At 68.6% G+C, this 17953-nt stretch carries 15 protein-coding genes; 6 read left to right on the top strand and 9 right to left on the bottom strand.

Annotated features, from left to right (window positions below):
- Nucleotides 1-127 precede the first annotated feature (127 nt).
- Genes ACOOF5_RS11820 through npdG form a run of 4 tightly spaced genes read right to left on the bottom strand, consistent with a single transcriptional unit; the run spans nt 128 to nt 3322 of the window.
- Nucleotides 128-721, bottom strand: coding sequence for a CDP-alcohol phosphatidyltransferase family protein (locus ACOOF5_RS11820; protein ID WP_420439366.1), 594 nt, complete (start codon nt 719-721; stop codon nt 128-130).
- A gap of 2 nt (nt 722-723) precedes the next feature.
- A complete protein-coding gene (locus ACOOF5_RS11815) occupies nt 724-1293 on the bottom strand; it encodes a hypothetical protein (RefSeq protein ID WP_420439364.1) in 570 nt (189 codons plus the stop codon).
- A 40-nt stretch (nt 1294-1333) separates the two neighbouring features.
- Nucleotides 1334-2452, bottom strand: coding sequence for a cysteine--tRNA ligase (locus ACOOF5_RS11810; protein ID WP_420439362.1), 1119 nt, complete (start codon nt 2450-2452; stop codon nt 1334-1336).
- A gap of 33 nt (nt 2453-2485) precedes the next feature.
- Nucleotides 2486-3322 (bottom strand): NADPH-dependent F420 reductase, encoded by an 837-nt coding sequence (gene npdG, locus ACOOF5_RS11805; RefSeq protein WP_420439360.1) that lies wholly within the window; start codon nt 3320-3322, stop codon nt 2486-2488.
- A gap of 106 nt (nt 3323-3428) precedes the next feature.
- Here npdG and fabI point away from each other — a divergent pair, with 106 nt between their 5' ends.
- Complete coding sequence (gene fabI, locus ACOOF5_RS11800) at nt 3429-4259, top strand: enoyl-ACP reductase FabI (RefSeq protein WP_420439359.1); 831 nt, start codon at nt 3429-3431, stop codon at nt 4257-4259.
- A 172-nt stretch (nt 4260-4431) separates the two neighbouring features.
- Here fabI and lysS read toward each other — a convergent pair whose 3' ends face one another.
- From lysS to ACOOF5_RS11785, 3 genes are all read right to left on the bottom strand, one after another.
- Nucleotides 4432-5997 (bottom strand): lysine--tRNA ligase, encoded by a 1566-nt coding sequence (gene lysS, locus ACOOF5_RS11795; RefSeq protein WP_420439357.1) that lies wholly within the window; start codon nt 5995-5997, stop codon nt 4432-4434.
- Nucleotides 5998-6058: 61 nt separating this feature from the next.
- A complete protein-coding gene (locus tag ACOOF5_RS11790) occupies nt 6059-7183 on the bottom strand; it encodes a hemolysin family protein (RefSeq protein ID WP_420439355.1) in 1125 nt (374 codons plus the stop codon).
- Nucleotides 7180-8637, bottom strand: coding sequence for a hemolysin family protein (locus ACOOF5_RS11785; protein ID WP_420439353.1), 1458 nt, complete (start codon nt 8635-8637; stop codon nt 7180-7182). The genes ACOOF5_RS11790 and ACOOF5_RS11785 overlap by 4 nt, the downstream gene beginning before the upstream one ends.
- 96 nt (nt 8638-8733) lie before the next feature.
- Here ACOOF5_RS11785 and ACOOF5_RS11780 point away from each other — a divergent pair, with 96 nt between their 5' ends.
- The 5 genes from ACOOF5_RS11780 to ACOOF5_RS11760 all read left to right on the top strand — a co-directional run bounded on the left by ACOOF5_RS11780 (nt 8734) and on the right by ACOOF5_RS11760 (nt 15087).
- A complete protein-coding gene (locus tag ACOOF5_RS11780) occupies nt 8734-10686 on the top strand; it encodes an ABC transporter ATP-binding protein (RefSeq protein WP_420439351.1) in 1953 nt (650 codons plus the stop codon).
- Nucleotides 10680-12833: an ABC transporter ATP-binding protein gene (locus ACOOF5_RS11775; protein WP_420439349.1), complete on the top strand. Its 2154-nt coding sequence runs from the start codon at nt 10680-10682 to the stop codon at nt 12831-12833. The genes ACOOF5_RS11780 and ACOOF5_RS11775 overlap by 7 nt, the downstream gene beginning before the upstream one ends.
- 6 nt (nt 12834-12839) lie before the next feature.
- Complete coding sequence (locus tag ACOOF5_RS11770) at nt 12840-13667, top strand: ABC transporter ATP-binding protein (RefSeq protein ID WP_420439347.1); 828 nt, start codon at nt 12840-12842, stop codon at nt 13665-13667.
- A 154-nt stretch (nt 13668-13821) separates the two neighbouring features.
- Nucleotides 13822-14367: a nuclear transport factor 2 family protein gene (locus tag ACOOF5_RS11765; protein WP_420439345.1), complete on the top strand. Its 546-nt coding sequence runs from the start codon at nt 13822-13824 to the stop codon at nt 14365-14367.
- 6 nt (nt 14368-14373) lie between these two features.
- Complete coding sequence (locus ACOOF5_RS11760; RefSeq protein WP_420439343.1) at nt 14374-15087, top strand: PaaI family thioesterase; 714 nt, start codon at nt 14374-14376, stop codon at nt 15085-15087.
- A gap of 109 nt (nt 15088-15196) precedes the next feature.
- Here the strand turns inward: ACOOF5_RS11760 and ACOOF5_RS11755 are convergent, their stop codons facing one another.
- Both ACOOF5_RS11755 and ACOOF5_RS11750 read right to left on the bottom strand, forming a co-directional pair.
- Nucleotides 15197-16600: a hypothetical protein gene (locus ACOOF5_RS11755; protein ID WP_420439341.1), complete on the bottom strand. Its 1404-nt coding sequence runs from the start codon at nt 16598-16600 to the stop codon at nt 15197-15199.
- Nucleotides 16601-16666: 66 nt separating this feature from the next.
- The gene (locus tag ACOOF5_RS11750) at nt 16667-17944 is read right to left on the bottom strand and encodes an acyl-CoA dehydrogenase family protein (protein ID WP_420439339.1); all 1278 of its coding nucleotides are present in this window, start codon (nt 17942-17944) and stop codon (nt 16667-16669) included.
- Nucleotides 17945-17953: the final 9 nt, after the last annotated feature.

Below are 17953 nucleotides of genomic sequence, written 5' to 3'. Positions count from 1 at the left end.
CGTGCCCTGTCGCGGCTTCGCACGCGGCGCGTCTTGCCCGGCCCCTGCTCGCTGAATGCTGGATGGCGTCGTTGCCGGAGGCGCGCGGTGGCCCGCCCTCGCAGGCGGCGTGCCGCGTCCCGCACACTCACTTCGTCAATTGCGCGCTGGCCTGGCGCCACACCTTCACGAAGCGCATCACAGCCGTGATCGTCGAGAGTCCGAGCAGCACCCAGAGCAAGGGGATGAGGAGCACTTCGAAGGCGACGGCGACCGCCAGCACCACCGTCCGCTCCGCGCGCTCCATCAGACCGCCCTTGGCCTCGAAGCCCAGCAGCTCAGCCTTGGCGCGCTCGTAGGAGATCACAGCGCTGACGCCGAGCACCGCCATCGGCAGCACAGCCCATTGGGCGCCGTGCTCGCCGGCCAGGTACCAGGCGATGCCTCCCAGCAGCAAGCCGTCGGTGACCCGATCTGCGGTCGAGTCGAAGAATGCGCCTCGGCTCGACGACGTCCCCCGAGCCGCGGCCACCGGTCCGTCGAACAGGTCGGCGAACGCGGTGATCACCAGCAGCACCGTGCCCAGCACCAGCCGGCCGGCACCGATGGCGACAGCACTTGCCGCCGCCATCACCAAGCCCAGCCCGGTGAGCACATCGGCACTCAAGCCGATCGCGGCGAGGCCGCGCCCGATGGGCGCGGTGACGCTGTCGACACCCTTGCGGAATACCCCGTCGAACATGGTCAGCCCCCGTCGGGTGCGGGTGCCGTCTCGATCCAGGTCTCGGGGTTGTCTTCCACCCATTTCTCCAGCACGGCGCCGTTCAGCGCGTCCACCAGCACCAATCCCCTGCGTTCAGGCGGATCTTCTGCGGAGTACACGAGCACCCGCCAAGTCGGACGGCTCAGCCAGCCGCGCCAGCCGAGCTGCGCGCTGGCGTGCCCGGCAGTGAAGCCGACGTCGGCCACCGCGGCAACGAGGGCCTCGTTCTCATTGACCCCAAATCGGCGTCCCGCGGCGAATTGGTACAAGCCGGCAAGGGCGAACATCACACCTCCGGCGACCACGCCCCTGTTGAGCAGCACCGCTTCGGTGTCCGCGGCGAGTGCCGCCGTGGCCGCCCAGACACCTGCGGCAAAGAGGAGCGCTCCGCTGATCCTGCGCCGCGAGTTGTCGGGGAACTTGTACTCGCCGACGAAGCCGCGATCCAAGTCGTCGGGAAGCACATCACGCACATCGCCGAGTTCGGCTGCCGTGGCGCCGGGCGCCCCTGCAGAATCGGCGCCGGCGGGGCGATCGGATGCCTCGGCCATCGGCGCCAACGCTACCGCCGCTCCCCCAGCCGACCGCCAGCTACACCACGACGCCGAGCAGGGCTGCTGCGTCGCTGACCGGCGCGCCTTGTTCGACGGCTGCGTCGATGGCTGCGAGTGCGCCGGGGGTGTCGAGATCGTCGTCGAGGCGCTCACGCACCTGCGCCAGCGCACCGTCGCCGCGCCCCGCGGCCCGCCAGCGTTCGAGACGCCGGGCTGCGTCGGCGACCCGGCCCTCGGACCACTCCCAATCCGTCCGATAGTGCGTACCCAGCAACGCCAGCCGCACCGCCATGGGATCCCAACGCTCACGCAGGTCAGCCACGAACGCCAGGTTGCCCGCCGACTTCGACATCTTGACGCCGCCGAGGCACACCATCGACGTGTGCATCCAGTGGCGCACGAACGGTCGCCGCGTCACAGCCTGCGAATGCGCCTGCGAGCACTCGTGATGGGGGAACACCAAGTCGCTGCCCCCGCCGTGCACGTCGATCGTCTCGCCGAGGTGCGCGAGTGCCAGCGCGGAGCACTCCACGTGCCATCCCGGACGGCCCAGGCCCCACGCCGAGGACCATTCCGGCTCGCCGGGTGCCGAACGCTGCCAGAGCACGAAATCGAGCGGGTTGCGCTTGTTCGGGTCGTCGGGTCGTCCGCCGTGGTTGCGCGCCAGCACCACCATCTCCGCGGCGTCGAGACCGCACAGCTCGCCGAACCTCGGCACCGTCGAGATGTCGAAGTACACGTCGTCACCGCTGCGATATGCGTGCCCGCTGTCGAGCACCCTGCCGATCAGTCGCCGGATGTCGGATATCGCCGAAGTGGCGCGCGGCTCGGCGTCGGCAGGCAGCAGGCCGAGCGCTGCCATGTCTGCATCGAACGCAGCCAGCGAACCTGCCGCCAGATCCAGGTAGTGCACGCCCATCGCTCGCGCCCGTGCCAGCAGGTCGTCGTCCACGTCGGTGATGTTGCGCACACAACGGGTGCGACAGCCCAGGTCGCGCAGCCTGCGCTGGAGCACGTCGTAGGCCAGGAACGTGGCGGCATGGCCGACGTGGGTCGCGTCGTAGGGGGTGATCCCGCACACGTACATGCGCACGGTGCTTGCGGGGCTCGCGGCGAGCGGCACGACAGCCCGTTGCCGGGTCTCGTACAGCCTCATCGTCCAGCGCCGCTGGCTCGGCTCACTGAGTGCTCAGTCGGAGACCGTCTCGGCATCCGGCTGAGCGGTCTCAGCGGTCACGTCGGCCGTCTCATGGCCTTCGGGACGGCTCGGACCGCCGCCCAGCACGCTGATCGGCACGTGATCCAGCCCGACGAGGCGGAGCGCAACACGGGTGCGGTAGCGGGTGTTGAGCTGCAACAGCACAGCGGTGAACGCTTCGATAGCGGTGGCATTGGACAGGTTGCCGCAGTCGAGCGCACGTGCGCCGGGCATGCGGTCGACGATCTCCGCGATGTGCCAGGTGGCCTCGCGGTGGTCGCTGCAAATGAGGATGTCGCCATGCACGGGCTCGTCGAGATTGCCGAGCTCGGTCGCGGGCACGTGCTGCAGCGCAGCGGCCACCAGGGAATCGGGCAGGCTGGCCTGGACCGACGCCGCTACCGAGCCCCGCGGCGGGATGAGCGGCACGAACTCGTCGTCGACGCGGGCCAGCGCGTTGGACATAGTCGCCACCACCTTGCCGCGGAGGTGCTCGGCCACACCTCTGGCGGTGATGGCTGCCGCGTCCCAAGGCGTTGCCATCACCACTGTGGGCTCTTGCGCGGCGAGGCTGTTGGCGCCGGGATGAATGCGCAAGTGGCGGTCGGGCCAGCGGTCCAAGATGTTGTCGACCACCTCCATCGACCGGTACTTCGAACGCGAGCCCAGCGTCACCTCGCAGCCGATGTCGGCCAGTCGGGTCGCGAGTGCCGCGCCCGCCGGCCCGGTGCCGCCGATGATGCCGATGCGAGTCGCTTCGCCGCTGCTGGCGGGTTCGGCAGCTGCGACCCCGTCCGCTGTGGCGTTGGCGGTCGCGTCTGCTGGCACGGCCGCCACGGTACGGGCGGGCGCGCTCTACGGCAATGGCGTGGCGTCATGGATGCGAATGCGCGAGAGGCCGAACCCGTGAACGGCACGGCGGTAGCGTCCGGCGATGAGCGGCACCGCAGGCTGCCGTGCCGATGACGAGACCGGAGGCAAGAGCGTGGCGGGCAGCGGAATCGTGGAAGGCAAGAAATTCCTCATCACCGGCGTGCTGACCGATGCCTCGCTGGCATTCAACGTGGCCCGCCTCGCACAAGAACACGGTGCCGAGGTGGTGCTGACCGGCGCCGGACGCGGCATCCGACTCACGGAGCGAGCCGCCCGGCGGCTGCCCGACCCGCCCGAGGTGCTGCCGTGCGATGTCACCGTGCCCGACGAGATCGAGGCGGTACGCGCCGATCTGGAACAACGATGGGGTCGCCTTGACGGCCTGCTGCACGCCATCGGCTTCGCGCCTGCAAGCTGCCTGGGCGGCAACTTCCTGCACGCCCCCTGGGACGATGTCGCCACGGCGCTGAACATCTCGGCGTACAGCCTCGCTTCGCTGACCTCGCCGATGGCGCCGCTGCTGGCCGAGGCCAAGGGCTCAGTGGTGGGGCTCACCTTCGATGCGAGCGTGGCGTGGCCGGTCTACGACTGGATGGGCGTCGCCAAGGCCGCGTTCGAATCGGCGGCTCGCTACCTGGCCAAGTCGCTGGGGCCCCAAGGTGTCCGGGTGAATCTGATCTCCGCGGGACCGATCCGCACTATGGCTGCCAAGTCGATTCCCGGTTTTGCCGAGTTCGAAGATGCTTGGACTGAGCGTGCTCCGCTGGGGTGGGACATCACCGACAGCGACGCTGTGGCTCGCAGCACGCTTGCACTTCTGTCGGACTGGTTCTGTGGGACTACTGGTGAGATTGTGCATGTGGACGGTGGGTATCACGCCATGGGTGCTTAGCTTCTTGCGCCCGCTGGGGAGGCGGCATGAGCCTCTTTGCGCCCGCTGGGGAGGCGGCATGAGCCTCTGCTCCCGCGATCCGGCAGGTCGCAACGTCGCAGAGTCTCCTGCCGCCTCCCCAGCTATGGCATCTGTGCCCTTACCGGTGGCGGCATGTGTGCTGGACGGTTGGTTAGCGCAGGCGTTGGAGAGTCTCGTCTCGTCCTATGAAGGCGAGGTAGCTGCCTGCTCTTGGACCGGTGTCGGCGTCGAATAGCACCCGGTATAGGGCTTCGAATACGAGTGCTGCGTCAGTCTTTGGGTCGATGCCTACATCTCGGGCAGATTCGAAGACGGCGTCCTGAATCTCTCGGGCGTCCCACGCAGGCAGTTCGCTGAAGCGTTGTGCAAGCCGTCCCAGGAAGTCGCGCTGGCGGACTTCCAGTGCGCTGCGTTGCATTGCTGCCTCGGATGGATCGAGCATTTTGAGGGTGCTGGCGAGGTCGGGATTGCTGCTCGTTAGGGCTTGCGCAGTGGCTTCCTTTAGGGCTAGCCAGTCGGAGTCAGCTACCGACATCTCGACGCCGAGCTTGGCGACGTGATTCGTGATCTTGACGTGGGGTTGCTGGACGAGGCTGAGTACTGAGTCGAATGGTGGGCTGAAGTTGGGCGCCGGGGGCACGTTCGCCTCTGCGATTGCGCTTGAGATCGCGTAGAGCTGACTTTCGTTGGGGCGGGGGTCTTTGGCTGCTGCGGAGCGCCAGAGCCGTTCGTACTCGACGAATGCCTTGTTGAGGCTGGGGACGTCGAGATCGAAGTTGATGGATCGGCGTGGCTGGGTTCTCAGTACTAGGTAGCGCAGCAGGTTGGGGGGCAGCAGGTCGGTGAGTTCCGAAGCGGTCATGCCGATGCCCCGCGAGGAGCTCATCTTGGCCCCGCCGAGCGTGAAGAACTCATAAGGCACCGCTATGGGCACTGCGCATCGCAGCACCTGGCGGGCTATCGCTGAGGAGACTTCGTGGGATCCGCTGGCGGCCATGTGGTCTTTGCCGGCGCCTTCGATCGAGACACCGAAGAGCTTCCACTTGGCTGCCCACTCGAGCTTCCAGGGCAGCTTGCCGTTGCCGCCAAAGGGGCTGATGCGACCGCTGTGCCCGCAGCCCTCGGCCCAAGTCACCAGATCGCTTCGGCACTCGTATGCGACGGTCTTGCCGTCGTAGTCGGTGGCGTAGGTGGTGCCGATTCGGCCGCAGGCTTCGCAGATTGGCTGGAAGGGCAGCCAGTCGTCGGAACGCTCGGCGCCGCTGAGCCTGAGATAGATCTGGCGCACGTCGGCCGCAGCTCGCAGGAACGTGTCGATGACGTCGTCGAGCTGGCCAGATCGGTAGATGTCGCTCATTCGGTAGAAGTCGACCTCGACACCGAGCTTGTCGAACGTCGCAGTGAATTCGGTGAAGTACGCCTCGGCCATCGAAGCGCCACCAAGACCTTCGGGTGCCGGCGCTGCCCACAGCGGCTTGCCGAGGTGGGAGACGAAGTGCTCGCCGGTTCCGTGGGGGATCTCATCGACCGCATCCATGTCGTCGCAGCCGTACATGAACGTGGCGTCCAGGCCTCGCTCGCGGGCCACCCGAGCCACCGCATCGTGGATCAGCACGCCCCGCAGCGAGCCGACGTGGGCACGGCCGCTGGGCGTCTTGGAGTCGTTGATCACGACCGTCTGCGGGCAGCCGTCGAGCGCTTTGTCGATCCAAGTCATGATGTGGGGCCTTCGGCCGCACCGGGCCTCGCAACGAGCGCCGAAGCCTAACCAGACGGGCCTATTGAGAACGGAGTGTGCCACTCCCGGGCCCGCCTGTCGCGGCAGTTTTCTCCTCGTCGGCGGCGTCCGGATCGCCGATCAAACTGCGCAGCAGGTCGTCGAGCGCGACCACGCCGAGAGTGCGGCCCCCGGCATCGGCGACGACAGCGAGGTGGATGCGCGTGCGCTGCATGCGGCGCAGCGCCTCGTCGAGCGCTACCTGAGGACCGAGTCGGAGCATCCGCCGCACGAGGCCGCGACCGTGGCGCTGGCCCGCTGCGACGCGCCGGTCGGCCTCGGCCAGGTCCGCAGCGTCGCGCTGCGTCGACGCCGCCAAATCGCTGCTGTGGAGCATGCCCCGCACGTCGTCGGGACCTGCTCCGAGCACGATCAGGCGGGAGTGGCCCGTGCGGGCGAACTCCTGCTCGACCTCGGGAATCGAATCGTCCAACCGCACCGCCGCGACTTCGCCTGCTGGCGCCATGACGTCGCTCACCTGTGTCGCCCCGAAGCGCATAGCCCGCTCCAGCAAAGCCACGTCGGCGGATGCGATATGCCCCTCGGCCAGCGAGTCACGCGCCATGAGCGCCAACTCGGCTGGCGTCGCCACATCGGCCAGCTCCGACGTGGGCTCGACGCGCAGGATCCGGGTCATGCCATTGGCCACCCACTGCAGCGCTGCGGCGATCGGGCGGGCGACGTAGAGGTACGCAGCCATCGGCCGAGCCAGCACGAGCAGCGTGCGCTCGGGCCCGATGAGCGCCAGGTTTTTTGGCACCATCTCGCCGAACACCATGTGCAGCACGGTCACGATTCCCAGCCCGATGCCGAAGCCGATGGTGTGCAGCACCGCATCGGGGATCTCGACGATTCCAGCCGCTGCCCGCTCGATGAGCCTCGCTATGGCCGGCTCGGTGAGGCGGCCGACAGCGAGCGAGCACAGGGTGATGCCGAGCTGGGCGCCTCCGAGAGTGGTCAGCACGTCGGACTGCATGCGCTGGGCTACAAGGGCCGAGCGTTTGCCGGTCGCCGCGTGGCCGTCGACTGCGGCGCGCTTCGCGCCGATGAGGCCGAACTCGATCGCCACGAACGCGCCGTTGAACACGATCAGCACGAGACCCACCGCGATGGCCAGCGTGGTCACTGGGCGCCTCTGTCGGGTGCCCCGTTTGAATCTGCGTCACGCGTGGGGGGTGTGTCGATGCTGACGTCGACTTCGGCAATGCGCAGCCCGTCAATCTCGGTGACGGCCAGTCGCCAACCGTTCCACGAGATCAATGTGCCCGCGGCGGGGATCTCGCCGAGCTGGTCGAGCACGAATCCGGCCAGGGTCTCATAGGGGCCTTCGGGTGCGGCCAGACCGGTGGCCTCCTCCAGCTCGTCGAGCGTCGTTGTGCCCGCCAGCGTCAGCGGCTGGCCGGGCCGCCGGGCGGTGAGCACGGCGGGCTCGTCGAACTCATCGGCGATGTCGCCCACGAGTTCCTCGGCGATGTCTTCGCGCGTCACAATCCCCGCAGTGCCGCCGTGCTCGTCCACCACCACGCACAAACGGCAATCGGACGCCGCCATGTCGGCGAGGACGCCGTCGAGCTTGCGGCTCTCGGCCACCGCCACGACCGGACGCATGATCGCCTCCACTCGCGTGACGTCCCGCTCGGCCGCATCGATGCCGAACACGTCGCGCACTTCGGCAACGCCGAGCACGTCGTCGGAACTCGCGCCCAGCACCGGGAGACGCGAGTGCCCGCTGGCGCGTGCCAGCTCGACCAGTTCGGGCAGCGTCGCCGCAGCGCCGATAGCTGACATCGCCGTGCGCGGCGTCAATGCGTCGGCGGCGTCCTTGCGACCTAGGCGCAGCGTTCGCACCAGCAGATCGGCTTGGCCGTCACTGAGCGTCCTGCGGCGAGACGAGCGCACCACGTACTCCAGCTCGTCGCGTGTTCGCACGATGCGGAGCTCCTCGGTGGGCTCGAGTCCGAGCCCGCGCACCGTGGCGTTGGCGATGCCGTTGAACAGCAGCGTGACCGGCGCAGCGATCGTGCCGTAGAGCCGCAGCACCGGTGCCAGCGACAGCGCAGTGCCCAGCGGGCGCGACACGGCCAGGTTCTTGGGGAGCAGCTCGCCGAACACCATCTGGATGACTGCCGCCAGCGCGATCGCCACCACTGCGACCACTCCGGCCGATGCCAGCGTGGCGCCCCAGCCCCCCAGCAACCACTCGATGAGCCCGCCAATGGTGTCCTCGGCGATGATGCCGAGCACCAGCGACGTCAGCGTGATGCCGAGCTGGGCGCCGGCGAGATGGAAATTGAGCCGCCGCAGCAGGGCTCTCACGCCGCGGGCCCGACGCTGCCCTTGGGCGGCCCGAACGTCGACTTGGGAGGTGTTGACCGCGAGCAGGCAGAACTCGCCCGCCACGTAGACGCCGTTCAAGACGATGAGGGCGACGACAATCCCGAGTCCTGCTATAAGTCCCAGCGTCATGCCGGTGCCGAGCACCCCTGAGCGCCACCGCGCACGCTCTGAGAAGATGCGCGGATAGGTGAACCTTCCCGCTGTCGCACCAGTTGATTCCCGCTCTTGTTCGCTGTCGCTCACGGGCCGCTCGGGCCACGGCTTCGCCTATCGGCTCAGCCTCTTACGGTACCGGGTCGCTCCGGTTCGCCGAACAGGGCCGCCGGTAGCCTCGCCGGGATGCGGGTAGCCCCCAGCACTGCGCCCGCGGAGCCAGGCGCGCAACCCCATCCCGACGACGAATTCGACGGGGACTGGATCCGCGCTGACCGCTCGTTGAGCTGGATCCGGCGGCTGAGCCCGCTGTTGCGACGTCAGCAAGCGCGCGTCGTCGTCGCGCTGATCGCGGCCGTCTTGGCGACGGGTGCGGGGGCCATCGCGCCGAGAGTGGCCGGCTTCGCCGTCGACGCGGCGGTGACCGGCACCGACGGCACCGGCTCGGGCTCGCTGTGGGCGTTCGTCATCGCACTGGTGGTGCTCGGCGTCGCCCGCGGCATCTTCACCTACGTCTACCGCTATGGGCTCTTCGCCATGGGCCACCGGGTCGAGTTCGCGCTGCGCACCCTGCTGTTCGCACACCTCAGCCGACTGTCGTTCGCGTTCTACGACCGGGTGCAGACCGGCGAGATCATCTCGCGTTCGAACTCCGACATCCGTTCGGTGCAGACCTATCTGGCCTTCGCGCCGATCGTGTCGGTGCAGCTGTTGAGCTTCGTGGTGGCGATCTCGGTGATGGCATGGATCAGCCTGCCGCTGACCGCCATCACGATGCTGATCATGCCTGCCGTCTATGTGCTGGGCCAGCGGCTGCGGCACATCATGTTCCCGTTGTCGTGGATCATCCAGTCACGCAACGCCGAGGTCGCCACCGTGACCCACGAGAGCGTCAATGGCGTGCGCGTCGTGAAGGCGTTCGCGGCTGAGGCACGGCAGGTGGAAGAAATGGCCGCGGCGACACAGCGGCTGCGCTGGGCGAACCTGCTCCAGCACAACACCAGGGCGCACTACACGCCGGTCATCGAGAACCTCCCACGCTTGGCGATGGCGATGGTGCTCCTGGTCGGCGGGCACCTGATCATCGGCGGCTCGCTGTCGGTGGGCGATCTGGCCACCTTCTACCTGTACATCCTGCTGCTGCAGGCGCCGTTCCGCTTCATCGGGATGCTGTTCATCTTCGGCCAACGGGCCAAGGCATCCGCAGAACGCATTTTCGAGGTGCTCGATGAACCGGTGCTCGTCGCCGATCGGCCCGGCGCAGTCGATCTGCCGCAGCGCCAAGGCCCAGCCGGCCGGCCCTCGGGAATGGCGGTGCGCTTCGAGGGGGTCCGGTTCTCCTACGGCACCGAGACCGTCGGAGGCGTTGCGGGCGCCGCAAGCGACGAACGCGACGCTCCGGCGGTCTTCGACGGGCTGGACCTGCGCATCGGCGCCGGGGAGCGGGTCGCCGTCGTCGGGCGCACCGGTTGCGGCAAGTCGACGCTCGCCCGGCTGCTGATGCGGTTCTACAGCCTCGGCGACGGCACGATCTCGGTCGGCGGACACGACGTGAACGACCTCACCGGCGACAGCCTGCGCGCCGCGGTGGGCTTCGTCCCCGACGAGCCGTTCCTGTTCTCGGCCAGCCTGCACGACAACATCGCCTACGCGCGGCCTGATGCCGCGCGCTCCGAGGTGGTTGCCGCTGCCGTCGCAGCGCAGGCCCACGACTTCATCGCCGAGCTGGACGAGGGCTACGACACCGTGGTCGGCGAGCGAGGGTACGACCTCTCGGGCGGCCAGCGCCAGCGCATCGCCATCGCTCGGGCGATCCTCGCGGATCCCGCCGTGCTGATCCTCGACGACGCCACGAGCTCCATCGACGTGGCGCACGAGGAGCGGATCCACGACGCACTCGGTGAATTGCTCGCCGAGCGCACGACCATCGTCATCGCTCACCGGCTGTCCACGATCAGCCTGGCCGACCGGGTAATCCTGCTCGACGGCGGGAAGGTGGCGGCCGACGGCACTCACGCAGAGCTCATGGCCACCGAGCCCCGCTACGTCGAGGTGCTTGCCGCGGGCGGCAATACGAACGGCGGGGACCCTCCAGCGGTCGCGAGCAACGGCACGCCTCGGAGCGACATTTCATGGTGATGGTCGGCGGCCCCGGCCACATGGGACCGACCGCGACGCAGTCCAGCGCAGCGGCAGGGCTGCCTTTCGCCGGCGTTCCCGCCGAGATGCAGGAAGGCGCGAACAAGCTGCTGGCGCTCGAACCCGAGCACCCCGAGCCCGACGTCGGCTTCGACCACATCGCAGAGCGCGCCGATCCTCGACGGGGCCGCCGGTTCGGCCTTCGGGACATGCTGGTGCCGCACAGCTGGGGCGTCTTGGGAGCACTGCTGCTGCTCGGCGCCGAGACCGCGGCGATGCAGGCGGTGCCGGTGCTGTTCCAGCAGGGCATCGATCGCGGCATCACCGAGGGAGACCGCTTCGCCCTCAACATGGTCGTGCTGATCTTCGTGGGCGTCGTTGCCGTCAGCATCTTGCTCAGCCGGCTGCGCCAGCGCCTCAACGGGCGCATCGCCGAGCGGGTCATGTACGACCTGCGGCTGCGCCTGTTCAGCCACTACCAGCGCCTCTCGCTCGACTGGTACACGACATCCAAGTCCGGAGTGCTGCTCAGCCGCATGACCTCCGACATGGAGTACGTGGCGATGCTCATCAACGAAGGCTTCGTGAACCTGCTGATCCAGGTGCTCACAGTGGGCGTCGTGACCGTGGTGCTGTTCGGCTACCACCCGCTCTTGGCGATGATCCTGCTGGGCGCGATCCTCCCGCCGCTGGTTGGGCTGACGCTGTGGTTCCGGATCCGCAGCGAGACGGGCTACGGCGAGATACGTGACCGCATCGCCGACGTGCTGGCCGACCTGTCGGAGAACCTGGCGGGAATCCGGGTGATCGCGGCCACGGGCCGGCGACTCGAGAACGCCGTGCGGCACCGCAGGGTGACGGCGCGCTTTCGCGACGCCAACCTGGCCATGTCAAGGGTCCAGGCGATCTACGGGCCCAGCACCGAGGCCATCGGCATTGCTGCTCAGGCGCTGGTGCTGGCGGTCGGCGGGTGGATGGTGGGCGATGGCAGCCTCACCGTCGGGGAGCTGGGCGCGTTCGTGCTGTACGTCACGACGTTCTTCGCCCCGATCCAGCAGCTCGCGCAGCTCTACAGCACCTACCAGCAGGGCCAGTCGGGCCTCCGCAAGATCAGCCAAGTGCTGGCCACCCAACCGACCGTGCGCCAGCACCCCGACGCAGCCGACCTGCCGCCGGTCAGCGGTCACATCCGGCTCGAGAGCGTGTCGTTCGCTTACGACGACGATGCTGCGTCGGGCGACAGTGACGGCGACGGGGGCACCGGCGCGGGACCCGACGGAGCGGCGAAGCAGGCCGCTGGACAGTTCACTGCGTCATTCGACCCAATGGGCTTGCCGGCGCTGGGCAACGGCGCCGGAGCGGAGCACGGCGGCGCCGGCCGAGACCTCGACAGCGGCGAGCCCGTCGAACCTGAACTGCCCGAAGTGCTGAGCGACGTCAGCTTGGACATCCGCCCGGGAGAAACCTTCGCACTGGTGGGGCCGACGGGGGCGGGCAAGAGCACGATCGCGAAGCTGATCATCCGCTTCTACGACCCGACGCAGGGCCGGATCACGATCGACGGCTGGGACCTGCGCGACGTGACGCTGTCGTCGCTGCGCGAACAGCTCGGCGTGGTGCCCCAGGAGCCATTCCTGTTCCACGGCACCATCCGCGACAACATCGCCTTCGGCTTGCGTCGCAGGGGCCGAGACGACGACGCTCAGCTCGACGCCGACATTGACGCCGCGCTCGACCTGGTCGGACTGCGCCGGCTCATTGAGAGCCTGCCCGAGGGGGCCGACACCCCGGTGCACGAGCGGGGCGTGTCGCTGTCGGCAGGCGAGCGTCAGCTGCTGGCGTTGGCGCGGGCTTTCGTGGCACGGCCCCGGGTGATCGTGCTCGACGAGGCAACCTCCAGCGTCGATCTCAGCACCGAGGCCGAGATCGAAGGCGCACTGGACCTGCTGCTCGAAGGGCGCACGGCTGTGCTGATCGCCCACCGTCTGGCGACGGCCATGCGGGCAGACCGGATCGCAGTCATCGACGAGGGCGGCGTGATGGAGTTGGGCACCCACGACGAGCTGGTGGCGCTGGGCGGCCGGTACGCCGAGATGTACGCCACGTGGGTGTCGCATGCCGGCGAGGACCACCCCAACGAGACGTGAGCACGCGTGAGTGACGCCCAGCATCAGCCAACTGTCCAGCCGACAGCCTCGCTGCGGAATGTATCGGTCGTCTACGACGGCACGACGGTGCTGGGCCCGCTCGACTGGGACATCGCCCCGCACGAGCGGTGGATCGTGCTGGGGCCCAACGGCTCGGGCAAGACGAGCCTCATCAAGATCCTGTCGCTGTACCGCTTCCCCACCACCGGCACCGTCGATGTGCTGGGCGAGCGGTGGGGCACAGTCGACGTACGGGAGCACCGTCGACGCATCGGGCTCGCCAGCTCGTCGCTGCGAGACCAGTTCCGACCGAATATCAGCGGCCTCGACATCGTGATGACGGCGCGCTACGCAGCGCTGGAGACCTGGTGGCACACCTACACCGAGGCAGACCGGACAGCCGCGCTGGCGTGCCTGGATCGCGTCGGTGCCGGGCGGCTGGCCGAGCGGGCGTTCACCACGCTGTCGTCGGGTGAGCAGCAGCGGGTGCAGCTCGCTCGCACGCTCATGGGCCGTCCCGAACTGCTGCTGCTCGACGAGCCGACGGCCGGTCTGGACCTTGCAGGCCGCGAACAGCTCGTGGCCAGCCTGGAATCGCTGGCAGCCGACCCCCGGACGCCGGCCACCGTACTGGTGACGCATCACACCGATGAGATCCCACCGTCGTTCACACATGGACTCCTCCTGCGCGACGGCACGCCACTGGTATGCGGTCCCCTCAGCGAGGTGCTCACCGCCGCGACGCTCTCGGAGTGCTTCTCGCACAAGCTGCGCCTCGAAAGGCGTGACGGCCGCTGGCTCTCCTGGGCCGTGACTGAGGACTCGAGCCAGTAGGCACAGATGCCAGAGCTGGGGAGGCGGCAGGAGACTCTGCGACGTTGCGACCTGCCGGATCGCGGGAGCAGAGGCTCATGCCGCCTCCTCAGCGGGCGCACCTACCCGCGCGGTGACTTAGCGCTGCTATGGGAGGGCCTGCGAGACTGGCGACATGGGCGAGCAGGCTGACATGGACACCACCGGGGAAACTGCGAGCGCGGCGGCGGGCATCGAAGCGCGGATCACCGGTTATTTCGACGCATGCACCTCCGGCGATGCCGCGGCCGTAGCGAGGCACTTCACCGATGACGCCGTGGTCTACGACACCAACCACGCACCCGTGCGGGGGGCAGCGACGATCGGTCGCTTCTGGTCTCGCATTGCCTCCAAGTGGCAGGGCGCATCGTGGCACTGCGAGCGGCTGGTGACCGACGGCGACACTGCGGCGATCGAGTGGAGGATGTCCGGCACGATGCCTGCACCTCGCAGCGGCACCGGCAGCCCCGCGACGCGCAGCGACACGGACAACCCGGAGGCGCGCAGCGGCGGCGTGCGGTTTGCGGTGCGCGGCAGCGAGCATTACGACTTCGGCCCGCTCGTCGAGGGGGGTGATCGGCTGATTGCCGAGATCCGCCAATACTGGACGTTCGATCTTGAGCACCCGTCCAGCGAATTGGTCGACTATCCCTATGGCGAGCCCGACCGGCTCGGCAGCTGAGGCCCCGTGGACGACCCGTCGCCCCGCGACGAGACCAGCGTCGATGCACGCAGCGACCTGCATTTGATCTATCCCGATCCTCAACTTGCCGAGCGCAGCGCAGCGGCGGGAGCACTGAGGCGGCTGGCGCATGCGTTCGTCCGTCATCGCACCGATGCCGACACGCTGGTGGAGATCGCCGCGTGGGCCGACGCCGCCGCCGACCGGCTCGAAGCCGGCTCAGCAGCCGTGCCGCGCCCGGCCGATTACTTCGCCCGCCGCTACACCGATCCGAGACCGCCCGATGGCGCTGAGGTCATGGCGTTCAGCGACCGAGCATTCAGCGGCCCCGCCAATCCGACCGCCATGGACGTGGACATGCGCCGCCACGGCGAAGGCGTCCGTGCCGCGGTGACCTTCGGTGCCGCCTTCGAGAGCGCCCCAGGCCGGACTCATGGCGGCGCGGTGTGCGCGGTGGTCGATGACGTGCTCGGCTACCTCATGGTCTGCCTGGGAATCGCCGCCTACACCGCCCGCCTAGAGATCGACTACCGAGGCGGCGTGCCGATCGACGAGCCCGTGACCTATGACGCCCGCGAGACCAGCCGCGAAGGCCGCAAGTCACACGTCGAACTCACCGTGCGTGCAGCAAACGCGCCACCCAACACTCCCCCACTCATAGAAGCCACCGGCCTATTCGTAATAGTCACCGCCGAACAACTCGTGAGCGGCAACCGCTAAGCCCAGATGTCAGAGCTGGGGAGGCGGCAGGAGACTCTGCGACGTTGCGACCTGCCGGATCGCGGGACCAGAGGCTCATGCCGCCTCCCCAGCGGGCGCAAAAGCCAGCTCAACCACCAGCCGAACGCAAAACCAGTTGCTCCAAAGGTTCGCCAACGTGCGCCCGGCCCGAGGGCAGCTCCCCCTCGGCGGCCTGCACATCCCACACCATGACGTCGTTGTCGAGCGTGTACAGCAAGTACCGGCTGTCGGGCGCCCACGCCATGTGCCCAAGATCGACGCCGATCTCGGGCGAGTGGCGACCCCATTGCTGCTCCAGGTCGACCACAACGACTCCCGCCGGGGCTCCGTTGCCGTGCAGGAGCCTCAACGCGATCCGGTTGCCGTCGGGCGACATCAGACCCTGCTCGCTCCAGCGATCCGGTGACGCCGCAAGCAGCTCCGCCGGCAATTCCACCCGCCGCTCGGTGATCGCGCCGGTGACGATCGGGTAGTCCTCGCACAGCGTCGAGCAGTTCTCCTCCATCTCGGCCTGGTCGTCGCGTTCGCCGAAGCGGCCTGAGGCTTCCGCGCAGATGTCGTCGCACCAGTCGTCGCGTCGATCGTCGCCCACGCTGGCGCTGAATGAGGTGTCGGTGATCTGGCAGCCGTATTCCTCGCACTGCAATCGCACGACATGCCCGTCGCCGACGGCGAGCACCCGGCCGGGGCCGAGCTGGAGCGCCTGGTTTCGCCCGTCGAGCGCCATCACGCTGCCCGCCATGGACACCACGACATGGTCGCCGAGAGCACCATGCACGACGGCCGCGTTGGGCATCTGCACGGCGGAGCGGAACACGCCGTCGAGGCCGACCACGCGGGCGAAGAGATGCTCGCTGCCGCGCACCACGGCGACGATTCCCGGCGGGCTGTGGGCAGGCAACATTTCGGTCACGTCCTCAGCGATGACGACGAGGTCTCCGGTGGCGGTGTCGACGCGCAGCACGTCACGCCCGATACCGACCACGATCTCGCCGTCGAGCTCGAACAAAGTGTGCGGCAGACTGGGCAGCGGCACGTACTGAGCCGCTCCGCTCACCAGGTCGAGCTGAAACAGGAAGCCGCGGACGTTGCCGGTGGCATCTCCGGCGAGCGTGGCAACCAGCTCGGCGGCGGGGCGTGCGGGCGGCAAGTCGCCGAAGGGCCCGTCGAGCACTGTCGGCGGCGGCAGCGTCGTGCGCGGCGGCCGCGTGGGTCCGACCGTCGTGGTCGTGGCCGGGGGCTCGGTTGTCGTGGTGGTCGCCGCAATCGCTGCGTCGGGCTCGTCGCCGCCGCTGCGCACCCACGCCACGACCACCGCGGCTAGGGCCAGAGCTGCAATGAGCACCGCCAGCACCACGAGGCGGGGCGGCGCCGACGACGGTTGCCGCTCGATCACCGATTCCTGCACGCCCGCGAAGTCGGCACCGCTCTCGGGCAGGATCTCGAGGCCCTGCGGAGATTCTCGGCCGTGCGGTGGTTCGGGAATGCTCACCGGCTCACATTCTGTGCTGCGTATCGGTCCTGCGCTCCCCGATCGATTCGCCCCGGGTACAGCGCACTACCAAGATGTGGCGTTCTGGGGAAGCTCCCGGAAAGGCGTGGCCGGATCGGGGCCGGGTTCCCTGGGGAGCCCCAGCACCCGCTCGCCCAGGATGTTCCGCTGGATCTCGTCGGTGCCGCCGTAGATCGACGGCGCCGGCGAGAAGACCGTCATCTCCTGCAGCACTCCGTCGGTGGCCGCTTCGGCGCCCCACAGGGTCATGTCGGCACCGAGGATGGTGCCCGCCAGCGACCGGGCCCGGCGCAGCGCCGCGGTCATGCGCAGCTTCGCCAGGTTGCCTTCGCCACCGGTGCGCTGAGACTTTTGCCGACCGCGCATTGCCGACAGCCGCATCACCTCGAGATCGGTATGCAGCGCTGCGAGCTCCTGGCGGACGACCGGGTCACCGCCACGGCCGCGGGTGCGGGCTTCTTCGCTGAGCTGGTTGAACGTGCCTGGGCCCACCCCCCCTGCCGCCAGCGCGAGCCGTTTGCCGCGGAATGAACCCGCTGGCTCGTCCAGGTGTCCTGCGATTGACCCAGGATGTGCGGCTGCGTAAGCAAGGCCGTGGCTGCCTCCGATGCCTGCTCGCTCGACGACCAGCGTCGTATTGGTGACGCGCCAGCCGTCGTTCAGCTCGCCGATGACGTTTGCGTGGGGCACCCGGGCGCCGTCGATGAACACCTCGTTGAACAGCGACCGGCCGGTCATCTCACGCAACGGGCGGACTTCGACGCCGTCTTGGGCCATGTCGAAGGCGAACCAGGTGAGGCCGCGGTGCTTAGGCGATTCGGGATCGGTGCGGGCGACGAGCATGCCCAGATCTGCGTGGGAGCCTTCCGACGTCCACACCTTCTGACCGGTGACGATCCACTCGTCCCCGTCACGGACGGCCTTGGTCTGCAGGCCAGCGAGGTCGCTTCCGGCGCCAGGCTCGGAAAACAGCTGGCACCAAGCGTCGGTGCCGTTCAGAATGGCGGGCACGAAGCGCTCGATCTGGTCGGGTGTGCCGTGCTCGAGGATCGTCGGCGCCGCCAGCAGCATGCCCAGACCCGCCGGTGAGCCGATCGCGCCCGCAGCGCGGATGGCTTCGACCAGCACGCGCGTCTCGCCGCGCCCCCAGCCCCGACCGAACGGCTCAGCCAGCGTCGGATTGGACAGTCGCGCTGCAGCGAGGCGGCCCCACCATTCCCGCACGCTCATGCTGGGATCCCAGTTGTCCGCGAGCCACGCGTCAAGCTCGGACCTGAGCTGATCAGCCGAGGTCGCGCTGGCCGATGCCTGCCACACGCTCATGGCGCCGAA

This window comes from Candidatus Poriferisodalis sp., from assembly GCF_965214215.1.
Lineage (GTDB): Bacteria > Actinomycetota > Acidimicrobiia > Acidimicrobiales > Poriferisodalaceae > Poriferisodalis.
Note: the sequence above shows the minus strand (reverse complement) of the source record. Positions and strands in the feature narration are given on the sequence as shown.